General features: G+C 74.7%; 18 protein-coding genes. 8 read left to right on the plus strand and 10 right to left on the minus strand.

The window, feature by feature from the left end; genetic code table 11:
* Positions 1–63 precede the first annotated feature (63 nt).
* The 5 genes from CHF16_RS40205 to tkt form a co-directional block, all read right to left on the minus strand.
* The gene (locus CHF16_RS40205) at positions 64–1,656 is read right to left on the minus strand and encodes a hypothetical protein (protein WP_089325882.1); all 1,593 of its coding nucleotides are present in this window, start codon (positions 1,654–1,656) and stop codon (positions 64–66) included.
* Positions 1,653–3,356 carry a phosphoheptose isomerase gene (locus CHF16_RS11080; protein WP_089325883.1) on the minus strand — a complete coding sequence of 568 codons (1,704 nt, stop codon included), beginning with the start codon at positions 3,354–3,356 and terminating at the stop codon, positions 1,653–1,655. Before CHF16_RS11080 ends, CHF16_RS40205 begins: the two co-directional genes overlap by 4 nt.
* A 149-nt stretch (positions 3,357–3,505) precedes the next feature.
* Positions 3,506–5,161, minus strand: a complete 1,656-nt coding sequence (locus CHF16_RS11085; RefSeq protein ID WP_089325884.1) for a glucose-6-phosphate isomerase — start codon at positions 5,159–5,161, stop codon at positions 3,506–3,508.
* Entirely contained in the window at positions 5,158–6,273 is a 1,116-nt protein-coding gene (gene tal / locus CHF16_RS11090) for a transaldolase (protein WP_089325885.1), read from the minus strand. The genes CHF16_RS11085 and tal overlap by 4 nt, the downstream gene beginning before the upstream one ends.
* A gap of 10 nt (positions 6,274–6,283) precedes the next feature.
* Entirely contained in the window at positions 6,284–8,335 is a 2,052-nt protein-coding gene (gene tkt / locus CHF16_RS11095) for a transketolase (RefSeq protein ID WP_245868384.1), read from the minus strand.
* A gap of 736 nt (positions 8,336–9,071) precedes the next feature.
* Between tkt and CHF16_RS11100 the strand changes: the two genes are divergently transcribed.
* The 3 genes from CHF16_RS11100 (at position 9,072) to CHF16_RS11110 (ending at position 12,386) form a co-directional block, all read left to right on the plus strand.
* Positions 9,072–10,016, plus strand: a complete 945-nt coding sequence (locus tag CHF16_RS11100; RefSeq protein ID WP_089326009.1) for a heme o synthase — start codon at positions 9,072–9,074, stop codon at positions 10,014–10,016.
* Positions 10,017–10,089: 73 nt separating this feature from the next.
* Positions 10,090–11,334 (plus strand): PrsW family intramembrane metalloprotease, encoded by a 1,245-nt coding sequence (locus CHF16_RS11105; protein WP_089325887.1) that lies wholly within the window; start codon positions 10,090–10,092, stop codon positions 11,332–11,334.
* 47 nt (positions 11,335–11,381) lie between these two features.
* A complete protein-coding gene (locus CHF16_RS11110; RefSeq protein WP_089325888.1) occupies positions 11,382–12,386 on the plus strand; it encodes a COX15/CtaA family protein in 1,005 nt (334 codons plus the stop codon).
* A 13-nt stretch (positions 12,387–12,399) separates the two neighbouring features.
* Here CHF16_RS11110 and polX read toward each other — a convergent pair whose 3' ends face one another.
* The 5 genes from polX to CHF16_RS11135 form a co-directional block, all read right to left on the minus strand.
* Positions 12,400–14,121 (minus strand): DNA polymerase/3'-5' exonuclease PolX, encoded by a 1,722-nt coding sequence (polX, locus tag CHF16_RS11115; protein WP_089325889.1) that lies wholly within the window; start codon positions 14,119–14,121, stop codon positions 12,400–12,402.
* A gap of 84 nt (positions 14,122–14,205) precedes the next feature.
* Complete coding sequence (gene prcB / locus CHF16_RS11120) at positions 14,206–15,042, minus strand: proteasome subunit beta (protein WP_089325890.1); 837 nt, start codon at positions 15,040–15,042, stop codon at positions 14,206–14,208.
* Positions 15,043–15,108: 66 nt separating this feature from the next.
* Positions 15,109–16,056 carry an EamA family transporter gene (locus CHF16_RS11125; RefSeq protein ID WP_089325891.1) on the minus strand — a complete coding sequence of 316 codons (948 nt, stop codon included), beginning with the start codon at positions 16,054–16,056 and terminating at the stop codon, positions 15,109–15,111.
* Positions 16,057–16,059: 3 nt separating this feature from the next.
* On the minus strand, positions 16,060–16,830 hold the full coding sequence (locus CHF16_RS11130) for an ABC transporter permease (protein WP_089325892.1): 771 nt from the start codon (positions 16,828–16,830) through the stop codon (positions 16,060–16,062).
* The gene (locus tag CHF16_RS11135) at positions 16,827–17,774 is read right to left on the minus strand and encodes an ABC transporter ATP-binding protein (RefSeq protein ID WP_089325893.1); all 948 of its coding nucleotides are present in this window, start codon (positions 17,772–17,774) and stop codon (positions 16,827–16,829) included. The genes CHF16_RS11130 and CHF16_RS11135 overlap by 4 nt, the downstream gene beginning before the upstream one ends.
* 197 nt (positions 17,775–17,971) lie before the next feature.
* On the opposite strand from CHF16_RS11135, the gene CHF16_RS11140 reads away from it, so the two are divergent.
* The 5 genes from CHF16_RS11140 to CHF16_RS11160 all read left to right on the plus strand — a co-directional run bounded on the left by CHF16_RS11140 (position 17,972) and on the right by CHF16_RS11160 (position 23,680).
* On the plus strand, positions 17,972–19,210 hold the full coding sequence (locus tag CHF16_RS11140; protein ID WP_089325894.1) for an arginine deiminase: 1,239 nt from the start codon (positions 17,972–17,974) through the stop codon (positions 19,208–19,210).
* A 62-nt stretch (positions 19,211–19,272) separates the two neighbouring features.
* Positions 19,273–20,286, plus strand: coding sequence for an ornithine carbamoyltransferase (gene argF, locus CHF16_RS11145; RefSeq protein WP_089325895.1), 1,014 nt, complete (start codon positions 19,273–19,275; stop codon positions 20,284–20,286).
* A gap of 10 nt (positions 20,287–20,296) precedes the next feature.
* Positions 20,297–21,232: a carbamate kinase gene (gene arcC / locus CHF16_RS11150; RefSeq protein ID WP_089325896.1), complete on the plus strand. Its 936-nt coding sequence runs from the start codon at positions 20,297–20,299 to the stop codon at positions 21,230–21,232.
* A 13-nt stretch (positions 21,233–21,245) separates the two neighbouring features.
* Positions 21,246–22,715: an amino acid permease gene (locus CHF16_RS11155; protein WP_089325897.1), complete on the plus strand. Its 1,470-nt coding sequence runs from the start codon at positions 21,246–21,248 to the stop codon at positions 22,713–22,715.
* Entirely contained in the window at positions 22,715–23,680 is a 966-nt protein-coding gene (locus tag CHF16_RS11160; protein WP_245868358.1) for a universal stress protein, read from the plus strand. Before CHF16_RS11155 ends, CHF16_RS11160 begins: the two co-directional genes overlap by 1 nt.
* Positions 23,681–23,696 lie beyond the last annotated feature (16 nt).

Genomic DNA, 23,696 nt, shown 5'->3' on the forward strand with positions numbered 1-23,696 from the left:
ATCCTGCCCCCACTCGTGTCACGGGCCCCCACTTCCTGGAACGGGCGCCGTCCGCGCGGGGCCTCATCGCCCCGCGCCGGCGGCGTCGAGCAGCCGGGCGAGCCCCGCCCAGCGGTTCTGCAGGTGCAGCCGCACCACCGCGCGCCCCGCCGCGCGCGCGTCGCGGGCGTCCCCGAGCGCCCGCGCGAGCTGCAGCATGGCCAGCCGGTGGTGCCGGCCCGGGACCGGGACGTCGCGGACGACGTTCCCGGTCACCAACAGGTATACGCCTCCGCCGGATTGATCATTCCCGGCCGCGCGGGGCCGTCCCGCCCAGCCGGTCCGCACCGGCCGGCCGCAGCGCGCGGCGAGCAGCGCGGCGAGGCGGCGCACCTGCGCGCCCTGCCCGCGCGCCTCGTCGGGGTCGAGGTGGGCGGCGAGGTCGAGGTGCCCGGCCGGGCCGACCTCGGCGGCCATCGCGTCCAGCAGCGCGGGCAGGCCGGACGCGCCGAGCAGCGCGGGCACCGTCGTGTGCGCCTCCACCGCGCGGCCGGGGTCGCCGTCGGCGAACAGCGGGTCGCCGGTCCCGTCGTCCACCGTCATCGCGGCGGGCCGCGCGGGCGGGGCGAGCGGGTCGGCCTCCAGCAGGTAGGCGGCGACGGCCGCGGCGTACTCCCACACCACGAGCTGCGCGGCGAGCGGCCCCGCGACCGTGGCGTCGTCCTGGTGCGGGCGGCCCCCGAAGGTGACCAGGAACAGGTCGGGGGCGGGCGCCAGCGGCAGGCCGCCGTCCTGGACGACCGGGACCAGCCGCCCGCCGGTCGCGTCGTCCAGCAGGTCCGCCGCCCAGCGGGCGAGGCCCGGCAGGCCGGCCGCGTAGCCGCCGAGGACCGCCGTGCGGCGGCCCGCGCGGGCCGCCCCGCCGAGGACGGCGCCGAGGACGAGCCCCGGGTTGTCCTCCGGCCGGGTCAGCGCGGGCAGCACCGCGGTGGCCTCCTCCAGCAGGGCCCGGACGTCGGCGCCGGCGAGCGCGGCGGGCACCAGCGCGTACGGCGACAGCGCCCCGAACGCGGTCGCGGCCGGCGCCTCCACCAGCGGGTGCCCCGCCTCGCCGGCGTGCTTGGCCGCGGCGGTGCCCGGCTCGGCGACGGCGACGAACCGCCGCGCGGTCTCGGCGGGGGACAGGCCGGAGTCCGCCAGCGTCCCGGCGAGCACCGACCGCAGCGTCTCGGTGTCCGGGTCGTCGCCGGTGACGGCGACCAGCGTCCGGCCGAGCCGCTCGGCGTCGTCGCGCAGGCGCAGCAGCGGGCCGGGCTCCAGGCCGTCCAGGACGGTCAGCGGCGCCCCGCCGGCCGCGGCGATCAGCCCGGCGGCGCGGGCGGGCGGGCCGCCGCCCAGCAGCACGACCTCGGTCAGCCCGTCGGCGCGGGCCGCGGCGCGCAGTTCCTCGGCACGGTCCAGGACGGCGCGGCCCGGCCCGGGCTGGCCGGGCCAGCACAGGGGCCGGCCCGCCAACCCCGCGGTGGCCGCGGACGGCCACAGCGACGCGTCCTCGGACGCCAGCCGGACCGGCACCTGGTCGATCCACAGCCGGCCGAGGACCCGCTCGGCGGCCTCCTTCAGCGGGCCGCGGGCGGTGATGGCCGTCTCCCCCGAGACGACGGCGGTGAAGCTCACGGCCTGCGCGCCCCCGCCACCGCGCGGACCGCCTCGGTCAGCCGGCCGGCGCCGTCGACCGGGTCGCGCAGGTGCAGCCGGATCACCGGCAGGCGGCGCTGCCGCAGCGCCCGCAACTCGCCGAGCGCGCGCGCCAGCCGCAGTTGCGCCAGGCTGTAGGGGCGGCCGGGCACCGGGTGCGCGGCCAGCTCGTCGCCCGGCGCCGGGTCGCCGGTGATGATGAGGAACGCGCCGTTGCCGGGGCCGTCCTTGTGCACCGGGCCGGTCGCGTGCGGGTAGCCGGGGCCCGGCCCGTAGGCGACGGGGCGCCCGGACGCCCGCGCCAGCGACGGCGCAAGGTACCGCCCGGAGAAGTCGCCCGACAGGTACGTCATCACCGACAGGTAGCCGTCGGAGGGCACCGAGGCGACCAGCCCGCCGAGGACGGTCCGCAACTCCGCGCCGGGCGGCCACGGGAAGTCGGCGTGCACCTCGATGCCGTCCTCGACGTACACCGGCTGCTCGGCCGTCAGCGACCCCGACGCCGCGCCGCGCAGCAGCATCGCCGCGTCGTCCTCCGCCTCCTGCACGACCGTGCTGCCGGCCTCGAACGGGTTCACGCCGAGCAGCCACCCGGCGACGGCCGTCGCGTACTCCCACAGCAGGAACTGCGCGCCGAGCGGCGCCCACACCGAGGTGTCGGCGTCGTCCTGCGCCGCCGACCGCGGGTTGATCGACACGCCGTGCACGTCGGGGAACTCGCCGCGCCCGCCGGACGGCTCGAACGCCAGCACCCCGCGGCCCCGCTTGCCGGTGCCGACGGCCAGCAGCTGGGAGATCCACGCGCTCAGCGCGCCCGGGCCGCCGGGCTCGCGCAGCAGCACCTTGTCGCGGGCGAGGCCGCCCTCCGGCTGCTGCGCGCAGCCGCCGATGACCGCGCCGAGCAGCAGGCCCGGGTTGTCCTCGTCCTTGGACAGCGACGGCACCAGCGACGCCGCCTCGTCCAGCAGCCGGTCGGCGTCCGCGCCCGCCAGCACCGCCGGGACCAGCCCGTACGCCGACAGCGCGCCGTAGTGCCCCGGCAGGTAGGGGTCGGTCAGCCCGATCCGGTAGCCGCACTGCCGGGCGAAGTCGTGCAGCGGGCTCCCGTGGTCGGTGATGACCAGGAACCGGCCCGCGATCTCCCGCTCCGACATGCCCCGCTCGCGGAACGCCGCGGCGAAGATGCGCCGGTAGGCGTCGCCCTCCAGCGACACGCCCGCCTTGCTCGCCAGGACGACCAGCGTCCGGTCGAGCCGCTCCATCGCGAACGCCAGCGCGGCGGTGTCGCCGCCGTCCAGCACGGTCAGCTCGCCGGTCGTGCGCTCGCCGCCGGCCGGGGGCGCGGCGGCGGGACCGCCGGCGCCGGCCAGCGCCGGCGCGTGCGCCTCCACGATCGCCTGCGCGGCGAGGCTCTCCGCGCCGACCCCGATCAGCACGATGTGGTCGAGGCCCGAGTAGCGCGCCTCCGACACGAGCCCGCCGACCTGGTTCAGCAGCCCGCGGGAGGCGAACGGCAGGTCGAGCCAGCCGAGCCTGCTGTGGTCCACCGCGCGCCGCCCCCACAGCCGCGGGTCCTTGGCGGCCAGCGCGCCGGGGACGCCGCAGCTCACGAGGTAGTCCCGTGCCTGCAGCGCCGAGTCCAGCACGTCGCCGCGCGTCAGTACGTCGAATCCGGACACCGTTCCCTCCTGCCCCCCATCGTTTCAGGAGAGAACGGGCATTCGCGACCATCTCCATCGATCTTCTTTGTCGCGTCCCGGATTCGCGCCGTCGCCCTGCGTCCCGGCGGGGTGGGACCGGCGGGACGCAGGGACCCGGCGGCGGGCCGTCAGCCGAGCGCGGCGGCGAGCTGCGCGATGCCCTCGGCCCGGTCCCGCAGGTGCAGCCGGACCGCCGGGCGGCCGAGCGAGCGCAGCACCCGCAGGTCGCCGAACGCCTGCGCGAGCTGCAGCTCGCCCAGCGTGTACGGCTTGCCCGGCACCGGCACGTCCGTCTCGACCGCCCCGGTCATCTGCAGGAACACCCCGTTCAGCGGCCCGCCCTTGTGGTACTGGCCGGCCGTGTGCAGGTAGCGCGGGCCCCAGCCGAACGTGACCGGCGCCGGGGTCCGGCGGACGGCGTCGCCGCGCGCGGCCAGCAGCGGCCGCAGCCCCGCCGCCGCCGCGTCGCCGGAGCGGTCAAGGTAGGCGAGCACCGCGAGGTAGCCGCCGCCGGGGACGTCCGCGAGGACGTTCTCCAGCGCCTCGGCGAGGGTCCTGGCGCCGCGCAGGGCGTCCTCGGGGGCGTGGACCTCGACCGCGCCCTCGACCAGCTCCGGCGGGCGCCGCACCACCGTCGGAGCGGTGCCCTCCTCCGAGCGCAGCAGCGCGGCCGTGCTCTCCTCGGACTGGCCCGTGTCCGGCTCCCCGAACGGGTTCACCCCGATCACCCGGGCCGCGACCGCGACCGCGTACTCCCACAGCAGGAACTGCGCCCCGAGCGGGCCCGCGACGCTCACCCCCGCCTCGCGGCCGGGGCCCGGCTCGTCCGGGCGGCGGCCCAGGATGACCCGCCGCAGGTCGCCGGCCAGCGCGAAGCCGGGCGCGTCGACGCCCTCCACCACGACCGGCAGCAGCCCCTTGCCGTCCTTGCCGAGCGCGCCGCCGACCAGCTGCTCCGCCCATCCGGCGAAGCCGTCCAGGCCGGAGCCGTGGTCGGCGATCACCAGCTTGTCGCGGACGCCGAGCGCCGACGAGCCGAGCGCCGCGCCGAGCGCCAGCGCGGGATTGTCGTAGGGCTGCCGCAGCGCGGCGGCGAGCGCGGACGCCTCGTCCAGCAGCGCCCCCGCGTCCGCGCCCGCGAGCACCGCCGGGACCAGCGCGCGGGCCCCGAGCGCCCCGAACCGGTCGTCGGTGTCGGGCTCGGCCGGGACGAGGTGGTGGCCGACCTCCGCGGCGGCGCGGGCGGGCGCGGAGCCTTCCTCGGCCACCACGACGAACCGGCGCGCCAGCTCCGCGCCCTTCAGACCGGCCTCGGCGAACGCCCGCCCGAACACCCGGCGCAGCGACTCGGCCTCCATGCTCTCGCCGGCCACGACCACGAGCGTCCGCTCCAGGCCGCCGGCCAGCACGCGCCCCACCTCGTGCGGGTCGGTGGTGTCGAGGACGGTCAGGCCGGCGCCGGCGACCCGGCACATCGCCTCGGCGGCGAGCGCCGTGCCCCCGGTGGCGACCAGCACGACCCGGTCGAGCCCGGCGTCGCGGGCGGCGCCCGCCGGGCCGGCCAGCCGGCCCGGCAGGGACCGCGAGGTCTCCGGCAGGTCCAGCCAGCCGAGCCGGCGGGCGGCCAGCGGGGCCGCGTCGGGCCCCCACAGCTTGGCGCTCCCGGACGCGAGCGAGCCCGGCACGCCGTCGGAGACGAGACGGTCCAGGACCGTCTCGCCCTCGTCGACGACGGCGCCGCGGATGGTGACCGAGATCCCCCCGGCGGTCACCACCGAGGTCACGCGCCGGCCCTCTTGGACTCCAGCTCGCCGGTGATGGTGTCGAGCAGGCCCTTCCACGAGGCCGCGAACTTCTCCACGCCCTCGTCCTCCAGGACGCGCACGACGTCGTCGTAGTCCACGCCGACCTCCTTCAGCGCCGCCATGTGCGCGCGGGCGTCGTCGTAGGAGCCCCGGACGGTGTCGCCGCGGACCTGGCCGTGGTCGGCCTCGGCCACGAGCGTCGCCTCCGGCATCGTGTTGACCGTGCCGGGCGCGACCAGCTCGTCCACGTACAGCGTGTCGTTGAGGTTCGGGTCCTTCACGCCGGTGGACGCCCACAGCGGCCGCTGGGGACGGGCCCCGGCGTCCTTGAGCGCCTTCCACCGGTCGGTGGCGAACTTCTCCTCGTACAGCGCGTACGCGAGCCGGGCGTTGGCGAGCCCCGCCTTGGAGCGCAGCGCCTTCGCCTCGTCCGAGCCGATCTTGTCGAGCCGCTTGTCGATCTCGGTGTCCACCCGGCTGACGAAGAACGAGGCCACCGACGCCAGCGTCGACAGGTCGTGGCCGTTCTCGCGCGCCCGCTCCAGGCCGGCGAAGAACGCGTCGATCACCTCGCCGTAGCGCTCCAGCGAGAAGATCAGCGTCACGTTCACGCTGATGCCCTGCGCCAGCGTCTCGGTGATCGCGGCCAGCCCCTCCCGCGTCGCGGGGATCTTGATGAACAGGTTGGGCCGGTCCACCAGCCACCACAGCATCCGCGCCTCGGCGACCGTCTTGGCCGTCTCGCGGGCCAGCCGCGGGTCGACCTCGATCGACACGCGCCCGTCGACGCCGTCGGTCCGGTCGTAGACCGGGCGCAGCACGTCGCAGCCCCACCGGATGTCGCGGGTGGTGATCGCGCGGGACGCCTCCTCGACGTCCACGCCCAGCAGGGCCAGGTCGCGGACCTGGTCGTCGTAGGCGTCGCCCTTGCTCAGCGCCTTGGCGAAGATCGTCGGGTTGGAGGTGACGCCCACCACGTGGCGCTCCTTGACCAGCTCGGCCAGGTTGCCCGTGCGCAGCCGCTCCCGGCTGATGTCGTCCAGCCAGATCGACACGCCCTCGTCCGAGAGCTCCTTCAGGATGTCGCTCATCGCTCTCCTCCTAGTTGCCGGTGGTCTCGCCGCGCCCGGCGCCGTGCACGCCGGCCTTGATCAGGCTCGCCTTGGCGGCCGCGACGACCCGCTCCGCGGTGATGCCGAACTGCAGGAACAGCGTCTTGTAGTCGGCGGACGCGCCGAAGTGCTCCAGGCTCACCGACTCGCCGTCGTCGCCGACGTAGTTCCGCCAGCCGAGCGCGACGCCCGCCTCGACCGACACGCGGGCCTTCACGCCGCGCGGGAGGACCTCCTGCCGGTAGGCGTCGGTCTGCTGCTCGAACCACTCCACGCACGGCATCGACACCACCCGGGTCGGCGTGCCCTCGGCCTGCAGCGCGGTCCGCGCCTCCAGGGCGAGCTGGACCTCGCTGCCGGTCGCGATGATGATGACCTCGGGCCGCCCGCCGTCGGCGTCGGCCAGCACGTAGCCGCCCTTGGCGGTGCCCTCCGCGGACGCCAGCTCGCCGCCGCGCTCCAGCGTCGGCAGCTTCTGCCGGGTCAGCGCCAGGCCCGCCGGCCGGTCGGTGTGCTGCAGGATCGTCCGCCACGCCACGGCCGTCTCGTTGGCGTCGGCCGGCCGGACGACGTCCAGGCCCGGGATGGCGCGCAGCGCCCACAGGTGCTCGACCGGCTGGTGCGTCGGGCCGTCCTCGCCGAGGCCGATCGAGTCGTGCGTCCACACGTAGGTGACCGGCAGCTTCATCAGCGCCGCCAGCCGGACCGCCGGGCGCATGTAGTCGCTGAAGATCAGGAACGTGCCGCCGTAGGGCCGGGTGCCGCCGTGCAGCGCGATGCCGTTGCAGATCGCGCCCATCGCGTGCTCGCGGACGCCGAAGTGCAGCGTCCGGCCGTAGCGGTGCCCGGGGAACTCCTTGGTCTGGAACTCCTCGGGGATGAAGGACGGCTCGCCCTTCATCGTGGTGTTGTTGCTCTCGGCGAGGTCGGCGGAACCGCCCCACAGCTCCGGCAGCACCGGCGCCAGCGACGCCAGGATCTCGCCGGACGCGGCGCGGGTGGCGATGTCCTTGCCGGCCTCGAACGACGGCAGCGCCTCCTCCCAGCCGGGCGGGGGCGTGCGCGTGGAGATCCGGTCGTACTCGGCGGCGCGGGCGGGGTTCGCCGACCGCCACGCCTCGAACGCCTCGTCCCAGGCGGCGTGCTCGGCGCGGCCCCGCTCCGACACGTGCCGCGCGTGCGCCAGCACGTCCTCGGGGACGTGGAAGGTCTCCGCCGGGTCCAGGCCGAGGATCCGCTTGGTCGCGGCGACCTCGTCGGCGCCGAGCGCCGAGCCGTGGATCTTTCCGGTGTTCTTCTTGTTCGGCGCCGGCCAGCCGATGATCGTGCGCAGCGCGATGAACGACGGGCGGGACGTCTCGGCCTTCGCCGCGGCGAACGCCGCCGCGAGCGCTTCGACGTTCTCCTCGTAGTCGCCGTTCTCGGTCCAGTCGACGTGGTGGACGTCCCAGCCGTAGGCCGCGTACCGGGCCCGCACGTCCTCCGACAGCGCGATCGCGGTGTCGTCCTCGATCGAGATCTTGTTGTCGTCGTAGAGCAGCACGAGGTTGCCGAGGCGCTGGTGGCCCGCCAGGGCGGACGCCTCGTGGCTGATGCCCTCCTCGATGTCGCCGTCCGACGCGAACGCCCAGATGGTGTGGTCGAACGGGGAGGCGCCCTCGGGCGCGTCCGGGTCGAACAGGCCGCGCTCGCGGCGCGCCGCCATCGCCATGCCGACCGCGTTGGCGATGCCCTGCCCGAGCGGCCCCGTGGTGGTCTCCACCCCGGCGGTGTGCCCGTGCTCCGGGTGCCCGGGGGTGAGGCTGCCCCACTTGCGCAGCGCCTTCAGGTCGTCCAGCGTCATCGGGTAGCCCGACAGGTACAGCTGGATGTAGAGGGTCAGGCTGGAGTGGCCGCAGGAGAGCACGAACCTGTCGCGCCCGGCCCAGTTCGGGTCCGTCGGGTCGTGCCGGAGGAAGCGCTGGAAGAGAAGGTAGGCGGCGGGCGCGAGGCTCATCGCCGTGCCGGGGTGGCCCGAGCCCGCCTCCTCGACCGCGTCCATGGCGAGGGCGCGGATCACGTCCACCGCGCGCCGGTCCTGGTCGGACCACTCAAACGTGCTGTTGTCCCTGCTCACGGAACGCCAGGCTCCTCTCGAACCGATGTCAAGATGACTGTGCAGATGTCGTGCGCCGCAGCCCCGCGCCGCCCGGCCACGGGCCCCGATGGCCGTAACGCCGGGCGGCCCGGCGCGCTTCCCCGTGCCCCGTTCCGCCGCCGGCCGGCGGCGGGCGAAGATCATGTCGCGCCCCAGGCGAGCCTATCGCGCGGGAGGGCCGCCGCAGGCGGGGACGGGAGCGCGCCGGGGGACGCGCGTCCGGGGCCCGCACCGCGTGCGGCGCCTTCATGCACCCTTGCCCGGACGCCTCCCGGACTAACCCCCCACGCGGGGGAACCGGGGGGTGATCCCGGACGCGTCCGGGCGGGGGTGCGCCGGGGGTGCGCGGCCGGGAGGCGAGGCGTCCGCCGCGGCCGGGCGGTCCCGTCCGCCGGGCCCGGCGATCACGGCCCCGGCGCGTCCGGCGACCCGGTGCACGGCCTCGGGAGGGGTCGGACTACAGTGATGGCGCGGCCGACGGAAAGCGGCCGCCGCAACAAGACCAGCCGAAGTCGCATCAACCGGAGGCCGGCCCGGAACGCGGGGGCACCGCCGAGGTGGACCGATTTCTCATCCCTAGTTGGACGTGGACCCGATTGTGACGGTGCTCAGCAACAAGCGCGGGATCGAGCTCGACGAGGTGCCGGGGGCGCTCGCGCCCGCCCTCCTGCCGGACCCCGCCGAAAGCGCCGCCCGCCGCTCGGTGGGGGCGAGCGTGCGCGCCTACGTGGCGCTCACGAAGCCACGCGTCATCGAACTGCTGTTGATCACCACGATCCCGGTGATGTTCCTGGCGGCCGGCGGCGTCCCGCCGCTGTCCACCGTGCTGCTCACGCTGGCGTTCGGGACGATGTCCGCCGGATCCGCCAACGCGATCAACTGCTACATCGACCGCGACATCGACGCCAAGATGCGCCGCACCCGGCGCCGCCCGCTGGCCCGCCACCAGGTCACCCCGGCCCGCGCCCTGGTCTTCGGGGTGACGCTGGCCGTGCTGTCCACGGCCGGGTTCCTGCTCGCGGTCAACCCCGTCGCGGCCGCCGGGTCGCTGTTCGCGATCCTGTTCTACGTCTTCGTGTACTCGCTGCTGCTCAAGCGGCGCACCTCGCAGAACGTCGTGTGGGGCGGCATCGCCGGGTGCATGCCCGTCCTCATCGGCTGGGCCGCGATCACCGGCTCCGTCGCCTGGACGCCGTTCGTGCTGTTCATGGTGGTGTTCCTGTGGACGCCTCCGCACACGTGGACGCTCGCGATGCGCTACCGCGAGGACTACGCCGTCGCCAAGGTCCCGATGCTGCCGGTCGTCGCGTCCGAGCGCCGCGTCGTCACCGAGAGCCTCGCCTACACCTACGCCACCGTCGCGGCCTCGCTGGCGCTGTGGCCGGTCGCCGGGATGAGCCCGGTGTACGGCGCCGTCGCCGTCGTGCTCGGCCTGGTGTTCCTCGCCGAGGGCCACCGGCTGCTGAAGGCCGTCCGGGCCGGCGTCACCGGCGTCCACCTGCGGCCGATGCGCTTCTTCCACCTGTCCAACGTGTACCTGGCGCTGCTGTTCACCGCCGTGGCGATCGACCCGCTGCTGCACTGACGCGCCCCGTGCGGTCACGCTCCGCGACACTCCCGGCTTAGCGGTTCGCCCGACCTGCCGTTACCCTCACGACATGGCGCGCATGGACCCGAAGGCGGTGCTCGAAGGCAGGGTGCCCGGACGCCCCCCGGTCGGCCTCATCGTCGGGCTGACCGTGTCCGGGCTCTGCATCCTGGTCGCGTTCGGCGCCGACGCCGCGTTCGGCGGCGCGGGCTTCTGGGTCGGCGTGGTGCTCGCCATCCTGCCGATCCCGGTGCTGGTGGCCCTCGCGCTCACCCTCGACCGGCTGGAGCCCGAGCCGCCGCGCGCGCTCGTGTTCTCGTTCATGTGGGGCGCCGGGATCGCGGTGCTCGGCGCGCTCGTCCTCAACACCGCCGGGCTGCTCTACGTCACCGTGCCCATCTTCGGGGAGACCGAGGGCCACTTCGTCAGCGCCACCTTCGGCGCGCCGGTCATCGAGGAGACGCTGAAGGGCGCCGTCCTGTTCGGGATGCTGTGGTTCCGCCGCAACGAGATCGACGGGTTCGCCGACGGCATCATCTACGCCGCCATGGTCGGCCTCGGCTTCGCCATGATGGAGAACATCACCTACTACATGCGGGCGTTCGAGGACGGCGGTGCCCAGCAGTTGCAGGCGGTGTTCATCCTGCGCGGCCTCATCGCCCCGCTCAGCCACCCGCTGTTCACCTCCATGACCGGCCTCGGCGTCGCCTACGCCGCCACCCACCGGCGCGGCCAGGTCGCCGCGCCGCTGCTCGGGCTGCTCGGCGCGATGGTCCTGCACGGGCTGTGGAACGGCGCCGCCGGCGCGTTCGGCCTCCCCGGGCTCGGCATCGTCTACCTGCTGGACTTCGGCGTCCTGGTGGCGCTGATCGTCATCGTCTTCGTCGAGCGGCGCGGCACCGTCCGCCGCATCGAGACGTACCTGCCGCGGTACGCCGGGACGGGCCTGGTGACGCCGCAGGACGTGCGGATGCTGCGCTCCATCCCGTCCCGCCGGGCCGCCCGCCGGTGGGCCCGGTCCGTCGGCGGCCCGGCCGCCGCGCGCGCCATGACCGACTACCAGCTCGCCGCGACCGAGCTGGCGCTGCTGCACAAGCGCGCCGACCGGGGGGTGGCCGACGAGCGCTGGTTCGTCGCCCGCCGCGACGCGCTGCTGGGGCTGATGGCGCTGGCCCGGCAGGCGTTCCTGCGCACCCCGCCGCGCCCCGGGTCGAACTGGCCCGCGGGCCCGCCCTGGGCGGCGCAGGGGCCGTCGGGGTTCCTGCCGCCGCGCCCGCCCGGCCCCTACGGCCCCTACGGCCCCTACGGCGGGTAACCGGGGGGCGGGTCCGGGCGTCCGGGACCCGGCCATACGATGGGGCCGTGGCAGAGCGACCCTCGTCCAACCTCCCGGCCCGGGCCTGGAACGCCGTATGGCGTCCCACCCCCGGTTCGCTGCGGCTGCTCGCGCTGCTCGGCGTCCTCGGCAACGTGCTGATCGTCGTCAGCGGCGGGGCCGTGCGGGTCACCGAGTCCGGGCTCGGCTGCCCCGACTGGCCGCGCTGCAGCGGCGACAGCCTCGTCCCCACGCACAACCCCGAGCACCACTGGCTGAACATGTCGATCGAGTTCGGCAACCGGCTGATCACCTTCGTGGTGCTCGGCGTCGGCGTCCTGGTGTTCGTCGCGGCACTGCGGCTCGTCCCGCGCCGCAAGGACCTCGTGTGGTGGGCGCTCGCGCAGCCGATGAGCGTGGTCGCGCAGGCCGTCATCGGCGGCATCGTCGTCCTCACCGAGCTGCACCCGGCCGCGGTGTCGCTGCACTTCCTCGTCTCGCCCGCGCTGCTGGTCTTCTGCGTGGCCCTGTGGGTCCGCGCGGGCGAGGGCGACGCGCCGCCGCGCCGGCTCACCGGGCCGTGGACGCGCGGCCTCGCCGCCGCGCTGCTGGCCGCGTCCGCCGCCGTGCTCGTCGCGGGCACCGTCGTCACCGGCACCGGCCCCCACGCGGGCGACGCCGAGTCCCGCCGCTACGGCTTCGACATCACCGACGTCGCCCGCATCCACGGCGAGCTGGCCTGGCTCACCATCGCGCTGACGGTGGCCGTCATCATCGCCCTCTACCGCGCCGGCGGCCCCGGCCTGCGGCGCGCGCGCCTGCGTGCGCTGGAGCTGGTGGGGCTCCTCGTCGTCCAGGGCGCGATCGGCTACACCCAGTACTTCCTCGGCGTCCCCGCCTGGCTGGTGCTCCTGCACATGCTCGGCGCGGTGCTGATGTGGATCGCGGCGTTCCGGCTCTTCTTCGCCCTCCGCGACCGCGGCCCCGTCCCCGCCGCGGCGGCGCCCGCCCCGGCCGCCGTGGCCCAGAGCGAGGCGCCGCAACCCGCCTGACCGGCCCGCGCCGCTACGGCTTCTTCTTGAGGAACTCGCGCAGGCGGGGCAGCGGCCAGGTGTTGATGACGTCGTCGGGCGTCAGCCAGCCGCGCTGGGCGGTGCCGATCCCGTAGCGGATGTTGCGGTGGTGCGCGAGGGAGTGCGCGTCGGTGTCGACGGAGAACTTCACGCCGAACCGCTTCGCGCGGCGGATCAGGTCGGCGGGCAGGTCGAGCCGGTCGGGGAAGGAGTCGATCTCCATCGCGGTGCCGGTGCGGGCGGCGGCGCGGAACACCTCGTCCCAGTCGGCGTCCACCGGCGGGCGGCGGCCGATGCTGCGCGCCGTCGGGTGGCCGATCACGTGCACGTGCGGGTTCTCGCAGGCCCGGACGAGCCGCCGGGTCATGGCCGCCTGGTCCTGGGTGAAGTGGGAGTGGATCGAGGCGACGCACACGTCGAAGCCGGACAGGAAGTCGGCGTCCCAGTCGACGCCGCCGTCGGGGTCGATGTTCAGCTCGGTGCCGTGCAGGAGGACGAGGTCGTCGTAGCGCTTCTGGAGCTCGGCGACCTCGGCGCGCTGGGCGAGCATCTTCTCGTCCGTCATGCGCTGCATCACCAGGTTCGGCGCGTGGTCGGTGATCGCGTAGTACTCCAGGCCGCGGGCGTGCGCGGCGGCGGCCATGTCGGCCAGGGACGCGATGCCGTCGGTGAGGTCGGTGTGGCTGTGCAGGTCGCCGCGCAGGTCGCCGACGGTGACGAGGCGGGGCAGCTCGTCCTTCAGGGCGGCCTCGATCTCGCCGGTGTCCTCGCGGAGCGCGGGATGTATCCACGGCAGGCCGAGGCGCTCGTAGACCTCCTCCTCGGTCTCCGACACGATCAGCTCGTCGGTCCCGGCGTCGAAGAGGCCGTACTCCGACAGCTTGAGGCCCGCCTTCACGGCGATCTCGCGGGTGCGGATGTTGTGCGCCTGGGAACCGGTGAAGTACTGCAGCGCGGCGCCCCACGACTCGGGCGGGACCACCCGCAGGTCGACCTGCAGGCCCTTGGCGGTGCGGATCGAGGTCTTCTTCTCGCCGCTCGCGATGACCTCCGCCACGAACGGCAGCGCGGTGAACGCGGCCATGATCGGGCGCGGGTCGCGGGACGCCGCGAGGACGTCGACGTCGCCGATCGTCTCGCGCATCCGGCGCAGCGACCCGGCGTGGGCGCAGCGCTCCACCTGCGGCAGCTCCGACAGCGCGGCGACGACCTCGTCGGCGACCCCGGCGGCGGCGTCGACCAGCACCCGCTCCCCGGAGCTGCGCAGCAGCTCGATGCCGCGCAGGATGTTCTCCTCGGTCTTGGCGCCGAAGCCCTTGAGGCCGCGCAGCCGCCCCTCCCCGATGGCGGCGGCCAGCTCGTCGACCGAGGAGACGCCGAGCTCCTCGTAGACGGCGAGGGCCTTCTTCGGGCCGAGCGTGGGGATCTCGGTGAGCGCGCGGACCCCGGCCGGGATCTTCGCGCGCAGCTCCTCCACCTGCCGGATCGTGCCCGTCGTCGTGTAGTCGAGGACCTTCTTGGCGATCGCCTCGCCCACGGCCGGGATGGCGCGCAGCCCGGCCAGGTCGAGGTCCGCGATGTCGTCGGGGTACCCGGCGATCGCCCGCGCCGCCTTCTCGTACGCCCTGATCTTGAAGGCGTCACCACCGGTGATGGACAGCAGGTCGGCCAGCTCCTGGATGAGCGCGGCGGCCTCGTCGTTAGCGCGTGCCATACGGCCGAGTCTAGGCGGGGGGTACGACGTTTCCCGTGCTCAGCCCGGCGCCCGCACGGGACCCGGCGCGGTGCCGTCCGGTGTTCAGCGCAGGGGCGCGGTCGGCCCGCCGGGGCTGTCCATCCGGCCGCGGACGACCTCGTCGGCGATCGCGGAGACCTGGTCCTCGGGCAGGCGCCGGTAGCCGTCGCCGGTGACGACCGCGACCGTCGGGTAGATCCGCCGGGACGGGTCGGGCCCGCCGGTGGCGGTGTCGTCGTCGGCCGCGTCGTACAGGGCCTGGACGCACACGGTGGCGGCGTCCTCCAGGGACAGGTCGCGCCGGTACAGCTTCTTCAGCGCCCCCAGCGCGTAGGGGGAGCCGGACCCGTCCGCGTGGAAGTCGCGGGCCTCCTGCGGGGCGCCGGTGATGTCGTAGGTGTAGATGCGGCTCTCGGCCGTGTCGGGGTCGTAGCCGGCGAACAGCGGCACGACGGCGAGGCCCTGCAGCGCCTGCGCGAGGTTGGCCTGGATGACGGCGCCCAGCCGGCGGGCCTTGCCCGGCAGCGACAGCGGGACGGTCTCCATCTTCTCGTAGTGCTCGAGCTCGACCTGGAACAGCCGCACCATCTCCAGCGCCAGCCCGACCGTCCCGGCGAACGCGACCGCGGAGTACTCGTCGGCGCGCTGCACCTTGTCGAGCTCCCGGTAGGCGATGCGGTTGCCCTGCGTCGCTCGCCGGTCGCCGGCCATCATGACGCCGCCCGGGAACTCCAGTGCGAGGACGGTCGTGCCGTGCGGCAGCTCCGGGGCGTCGCCCTCCGGCACCCGGTTGACCGGGAGCAGCTCGGGGGAGTGGACGCTCAGGAAGTCGACGAACGAGGCCGAGCCCGCCTCGAAGAACTCCGGCGGGATGCCCTGGTCCTCGGTCCGGCCGATCACGGCGGCTCCTCTCGGTTCGGTCTGTCCACCTGATCTTTCCACCCTGCCACACGCGCCCGCCACCGCTCAGGCCTCCGGCGCCTCCGGCGGATCCTTCCGCCCGCGGGTCGCCCCGGCGCACGCGACGATGACGCAGCCGACCGCGACCCACTGCCGCGCGGACAGGACCTCGCCGAGCACCACCAGCCCGACGAGCGCCGCGACGGCGGGCTCCAGGCTCATCAGGATCCCGAAGACGCGGGCGGGCACCCGGCGCAGCGCCTCCAGCTCCAGCGAGTACGGGATGACCGACGACAGCAGCCCGACGCCGAGCCCGATCAGCAGCAGCGTCGGGTCGAGCAGCGCGCCGCCGCCCGCGGCGACGCCCGCCGCGAGACCGCCCGGCAGCATCACCAGCGTGCCGACGATGCTCGCCAGCGCGAGCCCGGTGGTGCCGGGGATGCGCCGCCCGGTGGCGGCGGTGAGCAGGATGTAGGCGGCCCAGCCGATGGCGGCGAGCAGCGCGAACCCGATGCCGATGAGGTCCAGGTCGCCGCCGCCGCGGGCGAGCATGAGCACCCCGGCCGCCGCGAGCGCCACCCAGACCAGGTCGCGGGGGCGCCGGGAGCCGGCGATGGCGACCGACAGCGGGCCGAGGAACTCGATCGTCACCGCCACGCCCAGCGGGATCCGCGACAGCGACTGGTAGAACGCGAAGTTCATCCCGGCCAGGGAGACGCCGTAGCCGGCGACGACCGCCAGGCTCGTCCACGAGTGCCCGCGCAGCACCGGCAGCAGCGCCCGGCGGGCCAGGAAGCCCAGCACGAGCGCCGAGGCCAGCAGCCGGATCGACACCACCGACGTCGGCGGCAGCCGCTCGAACAGGTGCTTGGCCAGCCCGGCCCCGACCTGCACCGACACGATGCCGAGCAGGATCAGCGCGGGCGGCGGGACCGAGGCCGGGGACAGCGCGCGGACGAGGCCGTGCGCGCGGCCCGCGCCGCCGATCGAGCCGGGCGCCTCAGCGAGTGCCAACGATCACTCCCAGCGGAAGAAGCGGGCGGCGAGGGCGAGTCCGGCGACGGCCCACACCGCGAGGACGAGCAGGGGCTGCCCGGGGAGCGCGGCGCCGTCCCGCAGGACGTCGCGCAGCCCGCCCGCGAGCGCCGAGATCGGCAGCAGTTCCAGGGCGTCGCGGACCGGGCCGGGGAACTTGTCCAGCGGGAACACCACGCCGCCGACGGCGAGCAGCAGGACGTAGACCAGGTTCGCGGCGGCGAGGGTGGCCTCGGCGCGCAGCGTCCCGGCCATGAGCAGCCCGAACCCGGAGAACGCGGCGGTGCCGAGCAGCAGCAGGACGACCACCGAGCCGGGGTCGCCGTGCGGGCTCCAGCCGAGCGCCAGCGCCACCGCGCAGATCACCGCGGCCTGCGCCGCCTCGACGGCGAGGACGGCGGCGGTCTTGGCGGCGATCAGCCCGCCGCGCGGCAGCGGGGTGGCGCCGAGCCGCTTGAGCACGCCGTAGCGCCGCTCGAACCCGGTGCCGATCGCCTGCCCGGTGAACGCCGTGGACATCACCGCGAGCGCGAGGATGCCGGGGGTGAGGAAGTCGACCCGGCGGCCCGCGCCGAGGTCGAGCAGGGACGTGGCGCCGAACAGGACGAGCAGCACCACCGGGATGATCAGCGTCAGCAGCAGCTGCTCGCCGTTGCGCAGCACGGTGCGGACCTCGTAGCGCGCCTGCGACAGGACCATCCGCGGCAGCGGCACGGTCCCCGGCGCGGGGGACAGGTCCAGCGGTGCGGTCATGCGCGCAGCTCCCGTCCGGTCAGTTCGAGGAAGACGTCCTCCAGGGTGCGGCGCTCGATCCGCAGGTCCTCGGTCATGACGCCGTGCGAGGCGCACCAGGCGGTGACGGTGGCGAGCAGCTCGGGCCGCACGTCGGCCTCGATCAGGTAGTGCCCGGCGGGCGACTCCTTGGCGGCGCTCCCGGCGGGCAGCGCCGCGAGCAGCTCGTCGAGGCCGAGGCCGGGCCGGGCGCGGAACCGCAGCTGCCGCTCGGCGCCGGTCAGCACCTCGGGGGCGCCCTCGGCGACGACCTTGCCGTGGTCGACGATGACGACGTGGTCGGAGAGGCGCTCGGCCTCCTCCATGTTGTGGGTGGTGAGGACCACCGACACCCCGGCGGCGCGCAGGTCGCCGATGAGGTCCCAGGTGGCGTGCCGCGCCTGCGGGTCGAGGCCGGTGGTGGGCTCGTCGAGGAACACCAGCTCGGGCCGCCCGACGATGGCGACGGCGAGGGAGAGCCGCTGCTGCTGCCCGCCGGACATGCGGCGGAACGGGGTGCGGGCGTGCTCGGTGAGGCCGAGCCGCTCCAGCAGCGCGCCGGTGCCGAGCGGCGTCGCGTGGAAGGAGGCGACGAGGTCCAGGAACTCCCCGGCGCGGGCCGTGCCCGGCACGCCGCCCGACTGCGGCATCACGCCGACGCGGGGCTTCAGCGCCCGCGCGTCGGCGGCCGGGTCGAGCCCGAGGACGCGGACGGTGCCCGAGTCGGCCCGCCGGAACCCCTCGCAGATCTCGATCGTGGTGGTCTTGCCCGCGCCGTTCGGGCCGAGCAGCGCGGTCACGGCGCCCCGGGCGGCGTTGAAGGACAGCCCGTCCACGGCCCGCCGCTCCCGGCCGGCCGTCCCGTAGCGCTTCACCAGCGAGCGCAGCTCGACGGCGTCGTCCCTGCCGCCTCCCGGGGGTGTCATGCGGACGAGTCTAGGTCCGGGGCCCGGCAGCTTCGCGCGGGCCCCCGGCGGCCGGGCGGGTGAAGGTCGGGTAAAGCCCGCGGGTCGGAGCGGGCCGAGTTTCGCGAGGCCGAGCGCGGGAATCGCGGACCTGTCGCCGGCCGGGTCCGGCGGCCGGGGGGCGCGCGGCACGGGGGCCGCGCTCGGCGGAGGTGCGGATGTTCCACGTTGACTCGGAGGCCGGCCGGCTCCGGGAGGTGCTGCTGCACCGGCCCGAGCTGTCGCTGAAGCGGCTCACCCCGTCCAATGCCGCGGGGCTGCTGTTCGACGACGTGCTGTGGGTGCGGCGCGCGGTCGAGGAGCACGAGGAGTTCGAGGACGTCCTGCGGGCCGAGGGCGTACGCACCCACCTGCTGAACGACCTGCTGAGCGAGACGGTCGGCATCCCGGAGGCGCGCAAGCACATCCTGGACGCCGTCATCGACCCGCGCTGGTTCGGCCCGCTCGCCACCGACGCCATCCGCAACCTCCTCGACGCGATGGAGGTCGACGAGCTGGCGTCCTACCTCATCGGCGGCATCACCAAGCGCGAGATGCTGGAGCGGATGCCCGCGCCGGCGTCCATCGCGTTCCACTCCATCCCGATGGACGGGTTCATCCTGTCGCCGCTGCCGAACCACCTGTTCACCCGCGACACCTCCTGCTGGATCTACGACGGCGTCTCGATCAACACCATGCGCAAGAAGGCGCGCATGCGCGAGACGGTGCACATGGAGGCGGTCTACCGCTGGCACCCGCTGTTCGCCGCCGGCTACGACCGGCCCGCCGAGGGCGGCTTCCACGTGTGGAGCGGCGGGAGGGCCATGGCCCCGGCGACGCTGGAGGGCGGCGACGTCCTGGTCATCGGGAACGGCGCCGTGCTGGTCGGGATGAGCGAGCGGACGCAGCCGCAGGCCGTCGAGATGCTCGCGCAGTCGCTGTTCGCCGCCGGGTCGTGCACCCGGATCGTGGCGCTGCGGATGCCGCACCGGCGGGCGTTCATGCACCTGGACACGGTCATGACGATGGTCGACCACGGCGTGTTCACCGCCTACGCCGGGATGGGCATGCTGCCGTCGCACACCGTCGAGCCCGGCGACACCGAGAAGGAGCTGAAGATCACCGATCACCCGGCGGAGGACATGCACCGGGCGATCGCCGCCGCGCTCGGGCTGGACGACATCAAGGTCATCGTCCCGAAGCAGGACGTGTTCTCCGCCGAGCGCGAGCAGTGGGACGACGGCGCGAACGTGCTCGCCGTCGCGCCCGGCGTCGTCGTCGCCTACGAGCGCAACGCGACGAGCAACAACGAGCTGAGCCGGCACGGCGTCCAGGTCATCACGATCCGCGGGAGCGAGCTCGGCCGGGGCCGCGGCGGCCCGCGCTGCATGACCTGCCCGCTCGTCCGGGACGCCTGACGACCACCGCCTGACGACCACCGTACGCACGCCGCCCGCGGCACGACCCTCGGAGACCGGAATTGGCGCTCGACCTGCGCGGCCGCAGCCTCATCAGGGAGCTCGACCTCACGCCGGAGGAGTTCGGGTCCCTGCTCGGCCTGGCCGCCGAGCTGAAGGCCGCCAAGCGCGCCGGCACCGAGACCCCGGCGCTGACCGGGCGGAACATCGCGCTGATCTTCGAGAAGACCTCCACCCGGACGCGCTGCGCGTTCGAGGTCGCCGCGCACGACCAGGGCGCCCTCGTCACCTACCTCGACCCCAGCGGCGCCCAGATCGGCCACAAGGAGTCGATGAAGGACACCGCCCGCGTCCTGGGGCGGATGTACGACGGCATCGAGTACCGGGGGTCGAGCCAGAGGCTCGTCGAAGAACTCGCCGAGTACGCGGGCGTCCCCGTGTGGAACGGGCTGACCGACGAGTGGCACCCCACGCAGATGCTCGCGGACATGCTCACCATGCGCGAGCACAGCGACAAGCCCCTGCGGGACGTCACCTACGCCTACCTGGGCGACGCGCGCAACAACATGGGCCACAGCTACGTGGCCGCGGGCGCGCTGCTCGGCATGAACGTGCGGATCGTGGCGCCGTACGCCCTGTGGCCGGACGAGGAGACGGTCGTCCGGCCGTCGATGGCCGTGGCGGCCGGTACGGGGGCGGACATCGTCCTCACCGAGGACGTCGCCGAGGGCGTCCGGGGCGCCGACTTCGTCCTCACCGACGTGTGGGTGTCGATGGGCGAGCCCAAGGAGGTGTGGGACGAGCGCATCGCGCTGCTCACGCCCTACCAGGTGAACGCCGAGGTCATGCGGGCCACCGGCAACCCCCGCGCCAAGTTCATGCACTGCCTCCCCGCCTTCCACAACAGGGAGACCGCGGTGGGGGAGGAGATCTACCGGAAGACCGGCCTGGCGGAGCTGGAGGTCACCGAGGAGGTGTTCGAGTCCGCCGCCTCGATCGTCTTCGACGAGGCCGAGAACCGGATGCACACCATCAAGGCGGTCATGGTCGCGACGCTCGGGGGGCCGGGCGGGTGAGGGGGAGCGGATGCGCGTGGTCGTCGCGCTCGGGGGGAACGCGCTGGTGCGGCGGGGGGAGACGCCCGACGCCGCGCCGCAGCGCGCCAACGTGGACCGCGCGGTGCGGTCGCTGGCGCCGCTGGCCCGCACGCACGAGCTGATCGTCACGCACGGGAACGGCCCGCAGGTCGGGGTGCTGTCGCTGGAGAGCGTCAACGACCCGGGCCTGACCCGGCCGTACCCGCTGGACACCATCGGCGCCGAGACCCAGGGCATGATCGGCTACTGGATGCTCCAGTCGCTGCAGAACGCGCTGCCGGGCCGCCAGGTCGTCGCGATGATCAACCAGACGCTGGTGTCGGCGGTGGACCCGGCCTTCGCGGACCCGGCCAAGTTCGTCGGGCAGGTCTACGACCGGGACGAGGCGGAGAAGCTCGCCGCCGAGTACGGCTGGACCGTCCGCCAGGACGGGGACGGCTGGCGCCGCGTCGTGCCGTCCCCGCGCCCGCAGCGGGTGATCGAGACCCGGCTGATCAGGGAGCTGGTGCGGCTCGGCACCGTGGTGGTCTGCGCGGGCGGCGGCGGTGTGCCGGTGGTCCGCAACGACGTCGGGCGGCTGGAGGGCGTCGAGGCGGTGATCGACAAGGACCTCACCGCGTCGCTCCTCGCCGAGAGCATGGACGCCGACGCGCTGCTGATCCTCACCGACGTGCCCCGGGTGATGCGCGGCTACGGCACCCCGGAGCAGGAGGAGATCGCCCACACCACCCCGCACGAGCTGCGCGCCGAGGACTTCCCGGCCGGGTCCATGGGCCCCAAGGTGGCGGCGGCCGCGAGCTTCGTGGAGCGGACCGGCGACATGGCCGCGATCGGGCTGCTGGACCAGTGCGTGGAGATCCTGGAGGGCACCGCGGGCACCATCGTCACCCCCAACGCCACCTGGCCCTTGGAGAGCACGCTGTGACCGGGGAGGAGCCGTGACGGCCGGAACGGCGCCGGAGGCGCCGTCGTTCGCCCGCAGCCTGCTGCGGACCAAGCCCGTCGACCGGATCGTCGCCGAGGGCGGGCAGGGCGAGGGCGGCGAGCTGAAGCGCACGATGAGCCTGCTCCAGCTCACCTTCTTCAGCGTCGGCGCGACCCTCGGCACCGGCATCTTCGTCGTCCTCGGCGAGGCGGTGCCGCTGGCCGGCCCGGCGGTCGTGCTGTCCTTCGTCCTCGCCGCCGTCACCGCGCTGTTCTCCGCCCTGTCGTACGCGGAGCTGGCCGGGACGATCCCGGTGTCCGGCTCGTCCTACTCCTACTCCTACGCCACGCTCGGCGAGCTGGTCGCGTGGGTGTGCGGCTGGTGCCTGCTGCTGGAGTACGCGGTGTCGGTGTCGGCGGTCGCGGTCGGCTGGGGCTCCTACCTCAACGCGTTCTTCGACGCCGCGTTCGGGTTCACGATCCCCGACGCCGTCAGCGGCCCGCCGGGGGAGGGCGGCCTCGTCAACATCCCCGCCGTCGTCGTGGTCGTGCTCGCCACGCTGCTGCTCCTGCGCGGCACCTCGGAGAGCGCCACCGCCAACACGGTCATGGTCTTCCTGAAGATCGGCGTGCTGCTGTTCTTCTGCGCGGTCGCCTTCACCGCGTTCGAGTCGGGCAACCTCAGCGCGTTCACGCCCATGGGCTGGGCCGGGATCAGCGCCGCGGGCGGCAAGGTGTTCTTCTCCTACATCGGCTTCGACGCCGCCTCCACCGCCGGCGAGGAGGCCAGGAACCCGCGCCGCGACCTGCCCCTCGCGATCGTCCTGTCGCTGCTGATCGTCACGGTGCTCTACGTGCTGGTGGGGCTCGCGGCCGTCGCCGCCATGCACTGGGAGAGGTTCGAGGTCAGCGGCGCGGAGGCGTCCCTCGCCGAGGTGCTGGACGTGGCGACTGGGAAGTCCTGGCCGTCGATGGTCCTCGCGCTGGGCGCCGTGATCGCGATCGCCAGCGTCGTGCTGACCGTCATGTACGGGCAGACCCGCATCCTGTTCGCGATGTCGCGGGACGGGCTCGTCCCGGACGTCTTCCAGAAGGTCAGCCCCGCCCGCCGGGTGCCCGTCGCCAACACCCTGATCGTGGCGGTGTTCATCGGGGTCCTGGCCGCCGTGGTCCCCCTCGGCCGGCTCGTCGATGCCACCAGCATCGGCACGCTGTTCGCGTTCGCGCTGGTCAGCGTCGGCGTCATCGTGCTGCGCCGCACCCAACCCGACCTGCCGCGCAGCTTCCGGACCCCGCTGTTCCCGGTGACGCCGCTGCTCGGCGTCGGGTTCTGCGTGTACCTGATGGTCGGCCTCGGCGGGGTGACGTGGACGGTGTTCGCCCTGTGGACCGCCGTGGGCCTGGCCGCCTACTTCCTGTACGGGCGCCGCCATTCCCGCCTGGCGGCCGGACCGCCCCGCGACCCCGCCCGAAAGGGGCTCTGATGAACGCTCGTGAGAACGCCGCCGACGGCATGCGGGTGCTGGTGGGCTACGCGCCGGACGAGCGCGGTGACGACGCGCTCGCGCTGGCGGCCCTGCTCGCCCGGACCATGAGGGCGCCGCTGACGGCCGTGCACGTGCACCCGCCGCCGTGGCCCACCCCCGGGCCGGGCGCGGTGGACGCCGAATGGGTCGCCTACCTCAAGGGTCAGGCGGACGAGGCCCTCGACGCGGCCCTGGCGCGGCTGGCGGAGTTCGGCGTCCCGCGGCGGGACGTCACCCCGCGGGTCCACGCCCACCGGGGCAGCGGCCGCGGCCTGATCGAGGTCGCCAAGGACACCGGCGCCGACCTCATCGTGGCGGGCTCGGCGCCGCGCGGCCGGCGCGGCAGGGTCGCCGTCGGCAGCACCGCCGACCAGCTGCTGCACGGCTCGCCCGTCCCGGTCATGCTGGCGCCGCGCGGCTACGCGGCGCACCCGCCGCGCCGGTTCTCCCGGATGACGGTCGCCTACCTGCGGCGCCGGGGCGCCGACGGGCCGCCGGACGCCGAGGGGCCGCTGTCGGCCGCCGCCGCGATCGCCGAGCGGCTGGGCGTGGAGCTGCGGCTGCTCACCCTCGTGCTGAGGCCGCCCGGCCTCGCGGCCCGGTTCCGGGTGCCCGGCGGCGTCCTGGACCGCCAGCTCGCCCAGGCCGAGGAGGACCTGCGCTACGCCGCCGGGCTGTTCGGCGGCGGGACGCCGGTGGAGCGGGTCACGGCGATCGGGACCGACATCGCCAAGACGCTCGGCACCGTCGATATGCTGCACGGCGAGATACTGACCTGCCTGTCCGGCCACGACGCGCCGCTGCGCAAGGTCTTCCTGGGGGAGAGCTCCGGCAAGATCCTGCGGGCCGCGCCGTGCCCGGTGCTGCTGCTGCCGCGCGGGGCGGCGGTTCCGGTCAGCGGCGAGAAACCGCAGGTTAGGTAAGGCTTACCTGCGTGAG

Source organism: Actinomadura meyerae, from assembly GCF_900188445.1.
Lineage (GTDB): Bacteria > Actinomycetota > Actinomycetes > Streptosporangiales > Streptosporangiaceae > Spirillospora > Spirillospora meyerae.